Source organism: Mesorhizobium sp. M7A.F.Ca.AU.002.02.1.1 (genome assembly GCF_003998535.1).
GTDB lineage: Bacteria > Pseudomonadota > Alphaproteobacteria > Rhizobiales > Rhizobiaceae > Mesorhizobium > Mesorhizobium ciceri.
In genome coordinates this window covers 1-5,562 of record NZ_RZPB01000413.1, presented here as the reverse complement: position 1 = coordinate 5,562, position 5,562 = coordinate 1, and the positions used below count along the sequence as shown (strand labels likewise).

The following is a 5,562-nucleotide window of genomic DNA, read 5'->3' as shown; positions in this document are numbered from 1 at the left end:
CCTTCGAGGCGATCAAGCCGACCCGTGCCTGGGCCGGCCACTACGACTACAACACGCTCGACCAGAACGCGGTGATCGGTCCGCATCCCGACGTCGGCAATTTCCTATTCGCCAACGGCTTTTCCGGCCACGGCCTGCAGCAGGCGCCAGCAGTGGGCAAAGCGCTGGCCGAGCTGATCGTGCATGGCGGTTATCGCACGGTGGATTGCTCGGCGTTCGGGTATGAGCGGGTGGCGGAGGGAAGGGCGTTCCGGGAATTGAATGTGATTTGAGCGGGCGAAGGGAAGGTCCTTTTTGACGCTGGCGCGAAGGATCGCCACGGTTGCGGAAGAGTATTTCGAGCGAGCCTCAGCCCTTGCGGTCGAACCAGAAGGCGTCGGCCATGCGCTTCATGCCGATACGTTCGTAGAAGCCGACGGCATCGGGCATGGAGATCAGGCTGATGGCGACCGATGGTCCAAGCTGCCGGCGCGCCTCGTCCATCAGGCCCTTGCCGATGCCGAGCCCCTGTGCCGATCGGGAAACGGCGAGTTCGGAGATGTAGCAGACCCAGGAGAAGTCGGTGATCGCCCTGATGACGCCGATCAGCGGCTTGCCCTGAATATCAAGGCGCGCGGTCAGCACCAGATTGGCGCCCGACAGCATCGCCCGCAGCCGCGCTTCATCATCGATCGGCCGTGTCTCGCCGAGGCCGGATTCGACCAGCACGCGACGGAATTCGGCGATGTCGAGCGCGGGTTCTCTTTCGTAGAGGACGTGTGCGTTTTCTGCCATGGCCGCCAGATTGCACCATCGGGCTGGCTTGTGCCACCATGCACGAACAGTTGCCTTTTATTTGCCGCCGGCTTTGTGTAAACCGGGCCTCAGCAAATTCCCCCGCAACGAAAACACGGGCAAAAACCATGGAAAAATTCACCAAGCTCACCGGCGTCGCCGCTCCGATGCCGATCGTCAATGTCGACACCGACATGATCATCCCGAAGGATTATCTCAAGACGATCAAGCGCACCGGGCTCGGCACCGGCCTGTTCGCCGAAATGCGCTACAAGGACGACGGTTCGGAAAACCCGGATTTCGTGCTCAACAAGCCGGCCTACCGCAAGGCGCAGATCCTGGTCGCCGGCGACAATTTCGGCTGCGGCTCCAGCCGAGAGCATGCGCCGTGGGCGCTGCTCGACTTCGGTATTCGCTGCGTCATCTCGACCTCGTTCGCCGACATTTTCTACAACAACTGCTTCAAGAACGGCATCCTGCCGATCACCGTCAGCCCCGAGGATCTCGAGAAGCTGATGGACGACGCCTCGCGCGGCTCCAATGCCACGGTGTCGGTAGACCTCGAAGCCAAGGAAATCCGTGGGCCGGATGGCGGCGTGGTCAAATTCGACCTCGACGACTTCAAGCGGCACTGCCTGCTCAACGGGCTCGACGATATCGGCCTGACCATGGAGAAAGCCGGCGCCATCGCTTCGTTCGAGAAGCGCAACGCCGAACAGCGCCCCTGGGCCTGAGCGGCGCGCTCCGGACGGGTGGATCTGGCCTTTCGGGCCGGTTCGCGGCGACTGAGTGGAGGGACAGTCATGACACGTTCGCTTCTTGCCGGCCTTTGCGGGCTGGCCTTGTTGCTGGGGCAAATCGCCAGCGCGTCTGCGCAGACCCAGACGCCCGCCACACAGCCGGCCCCGGCGACGGAGCAGCCGTCCGCCGATCAGGGGACGAACGCCGCCGATGCTTCCGATGACGACAAGCAGGCCCCGGTGCCATTCGAAGGCGGCACGCTGACCATCACCCAGAAGGAACAGTATGGCGAGAAGGTGCTTGCCTATGACGGCAAGCAGCTGGCCAGCAATTACGATGTCTTCTTCGACAAAATAGTCGAGGTCGGCGGCGTCAAGGTGGCGCTGTTCGATGTCGGCGACGGCGGCAACCAATGCGGGCCGGCGACGGTGATCGTCTGGAAGCCGGAAGGCGGCACGATCCAGAGCACCACTGTCGAGCAGGACCAGTGCGGCGCCCCGCCCTCGGCGGTGTCCGACAACGCCATCTATTTCGTGCCCTACCTGTTGCCGGGGGATGAGAAACCGGCTTTGCAATGGTCGCCGACCGACGGGCTGACGATTTCGGGCAATCTGACCTACATGCCGGAACCCGGCACGGACTGGAAGGACATCGATCCGGAAAAGTACCAGAACATCATCGACGCCTTCCACAATGAGGCCGTCTACAAGGAAGCGGAAAAGCTGCTCGGCAAGGACATGGCCGACATGGCGACCAGCCTGCTGGTCGGCGGCGGCACCGAAAAGACCGCTTCGGGCGCCTTCTACGCCAGCGGCTGCGTGCCGCATGATTGCGGCGGCAATGACGGCTTCATGGCGGTCGACCCGGCCCAGCACAGGCTCTATTTTGCGCGCCGCGGCGACAATGGCCAGCCGAACGCCTGGCCTGATGTGGCGACATGGCCGGCGGATGTGAAGGCGGCGTTGGACAAGGCGCTGGGGGCGGCAAATTAAAGCTTTAGCGTTGCGCAGCACCCCCTCGCTTTCGTCATCCTATGGTCTGCGCCGCGTCGCTACGCTCCTTGCTCCGCCATAGGATGACGACGGAAGGGATGCTTCAACCAATCTCGGAGGTTCGCGCTTCGCTTCCGGGATAACAGTTTGCCTGGCTTGGCCCACGACCCGCGCCGTTCCGCCTGCTAATGCTGGCCGACAACCCAAGCAAGGCCCCTCATATGCGCAAACTCATCTCCACCGGTTCGCCGTTCGAAAAGACCGCCGGCTATTCGCGCGCCGTGGTGCAGGGCGACTGGTGTTTTGTGTCCGGCACCACCGGCTACGACTATGCGACGATGACGATGCCGGAGACGGTGGAGGCGCAGACGCGCAATTGCCTGGCGACGATCGGCAAGGCGCTGAAGGACGGCGGCTTCGAGATGGCTGACGTGGTGCGGGCGCATTACTACATCACCGACCAGGCCTTCGTGGATGTAGTCTTCCCGATCCTCGGCGAGACGTTCGGTGACATCAGGCCGACAGCGACGATGATCGTCTGCCAACTCAACAAACCGGAAATGAAGATCGAGATCGAGGTGACGGCGCTGCGGCGCACGGCCTGAAGGGCGACCGACGATGAAAGTCCAGCGCATTGTTGCCAATATCGAGACAGCGGATGTCGCGGCGGCGAAGCGTTTCTACCACGATGTGCTCGGCCTCGACGTGCTGATGGATCTCGGCTGGATCGCAACCTACGGCTCGCAAGCAAAGATGGATGTCCAGGTCAGCTTCATGGCGCAAGGCGGTTCCGGCACGCCGGTGCCCGACCTCTCCATCGAGGTCGACGACGTGGATGCGGCGCTCGATGCCATGAAGGCGGCGGGCTTTGCCATCGAATACGGACCGGCCGACGAACCGTGGGGCGTGCGGCGCTTCTACGTCCGCGATCCGTTCGGTCGGCTGGTCAACATTCTCTCGCATCAGTGATGACGTATGCCGGCGGGACAGCGCCCCCCTCTGGCCTGCCGGCCATCTCCCCCTCAAGGGGGGAGATTGGATGTCGCCTCGGCGTTCGCCAATCTCCACGTCAGAAAGAAGAGGCGAAACGATAATGCTGCCAATCTCCCCCTTGAGGGGGAGATGCCCGGCAGGGCAGAGGGGGGCGCTACGGATCACCAACGAATCGGGTTATCCGTGATCGCTGCGTTCCTGCTTGCATGCAACTCGCTTGGCGTTTAGCAAGGCCGCGGTTCAAATCTTTCCAGGACGGTTTCTCCATGGCAACGAAGCATCTTTTCCTGCTCCCCGGTGACGGCATCGGTCCTGAGGCCATGGCCGAGGTCAAGAAACTGATCGCGGTCATGAACGACAGGCTCGGCAGCGGTTTTGCCACCGATGAGGGGCTGGTCGGCGGCTGTGCCTATGACGCGCATGGCGCGGCGATCTCCGATGCCGACATGGAAAAGGCGATGGCGGCCGACGCGGTGCTGTTCGGCGCCGTCGGCGGTCCGAAATGGGATGCGGTGCCTTATGAAGTGCGCCCAGAAGCCGGCCTGCTGCGGCTGCGCAAGGACATGGAGCTGTTCGCCAATCTGCGCCCGGCCATCTGCTATCCGGCACTGGCAGCGTCCTCTTCGCTCAAGCAGGAGGTGGTCGAAGGTCTCGACATATTGATCGTGCGCGAGCTGACCGGCGGCGTCTATTTCGGCGAGCCCAAGCAGATCATCGACCTCGGCAACGGCCAGAAGCGCGGCATCGACACGCAGGTCTACGACACGTTCGAGATCGAGCGCATTTCGGGCGTCGCCTTCGAGCTGGCGCGGACCCGCAAGAACCATGTCACTTCGATGGAAAAGCGCAATGTGATGAAGTCGGGTGTGCTGTGGAACGAGGTCGTCACCCAGACCCACAAGGCGCGTTATGCCGACGTCAAGCTCGACCACATGCTGGCCGATGCCGGCGGCATGCAGCTGGTGCGCTGGCCAAAACAGTTCGACGTCATCGTCACCGACAATCTGTTCGGCGACATGCTGTCCGACATCGCCGCCATGCTGACCGGCTCGATCGGCATGCTGCCGTCGGCCTCGCTCGGCGCGCCTGACGCCAAGACCAAGAAGCGCAAGGCGCTGTACGAGCCGGTGCACGGTTCGGCGCCCGACATTGCCGGCAAGGGCATTGCCAACCCGATCGCCATGATCGCCTCCTTCGCCATGTGCCTGCGCTATTCCTTCGGCATGGTCGATGAAGCCGACCGCGTCGAAGGCGCGATCGCCGCCGTGCTCGACGCGGGCCTGCGGACGAAAGACATCATGTCCGATGGCATGACCGAGGTCGGTACGGTTGAGATGGGCGACGCGATCATCGCCAAATTCCTGGGCTGATACCGTGACGGTCGACGTCCGCTGGGCGACGATCGAGGACGCGACGACGCTCGCGGCCATGTTTTGCGAGATGGCGGAACATTATCGGCAACGGCCTCTCGATGCCGACCGGGCCCTGTCTGCGGCACGAAAATGGCTTGGCGAGGAAAGCCCGGCCTATCCGCATTTCGCGCTCGCCTTCATCGAGGGCGAGGTCAGCGGCCTGGCGTCGGTGGCGATCGCGCATCCCGGTATCGATCTCGAGCGGCTGCTGTTCCTCAAGGACCTGTTCGTGCGCGACAAAGCCCGCAACGCTGGTGTCGGCCGGGCGCTGATCGGCTTTCTCGCCGATCATTGCCTGCGCGAAGGCATCGGCCGCATCGACCTGACCAGCGAGGACTGGAACGAAGGCGCGCAGCGCTTCTACGACCGGCTTGGCGCAGAACGCCACGGCCAGAAGGTCTTTCTCAGGCTTTCGGGCGAGGCGCTGAAGGCGATCATCCCTAGACCCTGACGCCCGCCGGCACCGGTCCCCACTGGTTTTCGCGGGCCTGCGTCGGGATCAGCGCGAAGACCAGGATGATCAGGCTGCCGATGGTCGGGATCAGCACCACCAGATAAAGCCAGCCCGAGAGGCCGATGTCATGGATGCGGCGAACGGTCATGCCGAGGCTGGGCAGCAGTGTCGCCAGGACGAAGGTGCCGCAAAGACC

General features: G+C 63.2%; 9 protein-coding genes. 7 read left to right on the top strand and 2 right to left on the bottom strand.

Features of this window, described 5'->3' with window-relative positions; genetic code table 11:
* Positions 1-272: FAD-binding oxidoreductase (locus EN879_RS22705; protein WP_164774525.1), on the top strand; the 272-nt coding region annotated here is incomplete at its 5' end.
* A 76-nt stretch (positions 273-348) separates the two neighbouring features.
* Here the strand turns inward: EN879_RS22705 and EN879_RS22700 are convergent.
* Positions 349-774, bottom strand: a complete 426-nt coding sequence (locus EN879_RS22700; RefSeq protein WP_013528786.1) for a GNAT family N-acetyltransferase — start codon at positions 772-774, stop codon at positions 349-351.
* A 128-nt stretch (positions 775-902) separates the two neighbouring features.
* Here EN879_RS22700 and leuD point away from each other — a divergent pair, with 128 nt between their 5' ends.
* The 6 genes from leuD (at position 903) to EN879_RS22665 (ending at position 5,363) form a co-directional block, all read left to right on the top strand.
* The gene (gene leuD, locus EN879_RS22695) at positions 903-1,508 is read left to right on the top strand and encodes a 3-isopropylmalate dehydratase small subunit (RefSeq protein ID WP_013528787.1); all 606 of its coding nucleotides are present in this window, start codon (positions 903-905) and stop codon (positions 1,506-1,508) included.
* Between the two features lie 69 nt (positions 1,509-1,577).
* The gene (locus EN879_RS22690) at positions 1,578-2,507 is read left to right on the top strand and encodes a hypothetical protein (RefSeq protein WP_013528788.1); all 930 of its coding nucleotides are present in this window, start codon (positions 1,578-1,580) and stop codon (positions 2,505-2,507) included.
* Between the two features lie 221 nt (positions 2,508-2,728).
* A complete protein-coding gene (locus EN879_RS22685) occupies positions 2,729-3,112 on the top strand; it encodes a RidA family protein (protein ID WP_063169567.1) in 384 nt (127 codons plus the stop codon).
* A gap of 13 nt (positions 3,113-3,125) precedes the next feature.
* The gene (locus EN879_RS22680) at positions 3,126-3,476 is read left to right on the top strand and encodes a VOC family protein (RefSeq protein WP_063169566.1); all 351 of its coding nucleotides are present in this window, start codon (positions 3,126-3,128) and stop codon (positions 3,474-3,476) included.
* Positions 3,477-3,766: 290 nt separating this feature from the next.
* Positions 3,767-4,870: a 3-isopropylmalate dehydrogenase gene (gene leuB, locus EN879_RS22670; protein ID WP_063169565.1), complete on the top strand. Its 1,104-nt coding sequence runs from the start codon at positions 3,767-3,769 to the stop codon at positions 4,868-4,870.
* A gap of 4 nt (positions 4,871-4,874) precedes the next feature.
* Positions 4,875-5,363, top strand: a complete 489-nt coding sequence (locus tag EN879_RS22665; RefSeq protein ID WP_063169564.1) for a GNAT family N-acetyltransferase — start codon at positions 4,875-4,877, stop codon at positions 5,361-5,363.
* Here EN879_RS22665 and EN879_RS22660 read toward each other — a convergent pair.
* Positions 5,353-5,562, bottom strand: a 210-nt coding sequence (locus EN879_RS22660) for a DUF805 domain-containing protein (protein ID WP_164774524.1), incomplete at its 5' end; no start/stop codon positions are given. The genes EN879_RS22665 and EN879_RS22660 overlap by 11 nt on opposite strands.

Excerpts from the sequence above, each read along its gene's own strand:
- EN879_RS22700 (WP_013528786.1), bottom strand. The coding sequence starts at position 774 with ATGGCAGAAAACGCACACGTCCTCTACGAAAGAGAACCCGCGCTCGAC.
- leuD (WP_013528787.1), top strand. The coding sequence starts at position 903 with ATGGAAAAATTCACCAAGCTCACCGGCGTCGCCGCTCCGATGCCGATC.
- EN879_RS22690 (WP_013528788.1), top strand. The coding sequence starts at position 1,578 with ATGACACGTTCGCTTCTTGCCGGCCTTTGCGGGCTGGCCTTGTTGCTG.
- EN879_RS22685 (WP_063169567.1), top strand. The coding sequence starts at position 2,729 with ATGCGCAAACTCATCTCCACCGGTTCGCCGTTCGAAAAGACCGCCGGC.
- EN879_RS22680 (WP_063169566.1), top strand. The coding sequence starts at position 3,126 with ATGAAAGTCCAGCGCATTGTTGCCAATATCGAGACAGCGGATGTCGCG.
- leuB (WP_063169565.1), top strand. The coding sequence starts at position 3,767 with ATGGCAACGAAGCATCTTTTCCTGCTCCCCGGTGACGGCATCGGTCCT.